The sequence below is a fragment of the Marilutibacter maris genome, from assembly GCF_006546735.2.
GTDB lineage: Bacteria > Pseudomonadota > Gammaproteobacteria > Xanthomonadales > Xanthomonadaceae > Marilutibacter > Marilutibacter maris.
This window is the reverse complement of the sequence record NZ_VICD02000292.1, coordinates 1-1,396: the sequence shown is the minus strand read 5'-3', so window position 1 is coordinate 1,396 and position 1,396 is coordinate 1. Positions and strand designations below refer to the sequence as shown.

Annotated in this window: 1 protein-coding gene and 2 pseudogenes; 1 reads left to right on the top strand and 2 read right to left on the bottom strand. The window is 73.6% G+C overall.

The annotated features are described in order from the left end of the window. A pseudogene (locus FKV24_RS16555) lies at window positions 1–277 on the bottom strand (TolC family protein); the annotation flags it as partial. Window positions 278–328: 51 nt separating this feature from the next. Continuing rightward, window positions 329–736 carry a hypothetical protein gene (locus tag FKV24_RS16550; protein ID WP_141483165.1) on the bottom strand — a complete coding sequence of 136 codons (408 nt, stop codon included), beginning with the start codon at window positions 734–736 and terminating at the stop codon, window positions 329–331. Between the two features lie 167 nt (window positions 737–903). Between FKV24_RS16550 and FKV24_RS16545 the strand changes: the two are divergent. After that, window positions 904–1,396: pseudogene (locus FKV24_RS16545) on the top strand (energy transducer TonB); the annotation flags it as partial.

Below are 1,396 nucleotides of genomic sequence, written 5' to 3'. Positions count from 1 at the left end.
GGCTCAGGGTCAGGTCGGCCGCCCGCAGCCCGGAGGCGGCGCCGCTGCCGAAGGCGTTCTCCAGCTCGGCGCCGGCCACCAGCGGCGGGCGCAGTGCGGCGCGCTCGCGTTCGGCGGCCAGGATGTCGACCCGGGCATCGGCCAGGCGCAGGTCGGGATGGGTATTGAGGACACGCACGAAGGCGTCGTCCAGGCTCAGTCGCTCGCCGGCACGGGTCGGGCCCGTTGCCACGGCACAAGCGACCACGGCGGCGATGGCCGCGAGTCGCAGAAACATGGGGTCACTCCGAAAGGGATGGAAGCGGAAACCGGCGCGGGGCCGGCGGGCTCATTCGACGATCGGAGGGCGGAATACGTCCTGGCCGCGGTGGCGCGGCGCGGGCACGGCGGCGGGCGCCGGCGGGTTCGTCGCGATGGCCGGCGCGGGCACCGTCATCGCCATGGCCGGCACGCTCTGCGGCGACTGGCCGCAGCAGTGGGCGAAGTGGAGCAGTTCGTGGATCAGGCCGTCGCCGTCGCCCGCGGTGGCGTCGCCGCGGGTGTCGGCACCGACGACGGGCAGGTGGCCGTCGTCGCTCTCCAGCAGCAGGTGTTGTCCGCTGGGGTCGTGCTGCAGTTCGTGGATCTCGCCGATCGAGGCCAGCACCGGCTTGCTCAGCACGCCCAGCACCAGCAGCGCCAGCATCAGCAGACGCGGCAGCGACAGTGGGCGGAGGGCACGGTGAAGGCGCAGCATGGCGCACACGGTACGCCCCGGTGGCGGAGTTACACAATTTCACCGCGGCCACCGCTTTTCAGGATCTGTTGTGTTGGCGCCGATGCCGCCGCCTGTCGCCAATCTGCCGCGCCGCCGTCACACGCCCTGCGTAGCCTGCCCAGCTTCGTTGCGTAGGGGGCGCAGCCATGCACCGTCGCGAATGCCGTTTCGCCATCCTGATATCGATCGCAGTCGCTGTCGCCGGCTGCAGCGCCGCGCCCGAGGGGCCTTCAACCGTGGCGCCGGCGCCGGCAGCGTCGAGCGCGCTCGAGGCCGCCGCCGACACGCGGATCGCGACCCTCGACAGCGGCGGTTTGCGCGAGCGGGCGACCGCGGCGCTGCGCGAGCGCCGAATCCACGCCCCGGCCGGCGACAACGCGATCGAGTACTACCTCGCCCTGCGCGAGCGCGACCCGGACGACGCCAGCGTCGCCGCCGCGCTGGTGGAGCTGCAGCCCTACCTGCTGATCGCGGCCGAGCAGGCGCTGGTGCGCGGCGAGAACGCCGAGAGCGGGCGCCTGCTGGCGCTGATGGGGCGGGCCGATCCGGACGCCCCGGCACTGCCGCGGTTGCGCGAGGCATTGCGGGAGGCCGAACGTGCCCTGGCCGAGTCGAAGGCGCGGGCCGAGGCGGAGGCGG

Excerpts from the sequence above, each read along its gene's own strand:
- FKV24_RS16550 (WP_141483165.1), bottom strand. The coding sequence starts at position 736 with ATGCTGCGCCTTCACCGTGCCCTCCGCCCACTGTCGCTGCCGCGTCTG.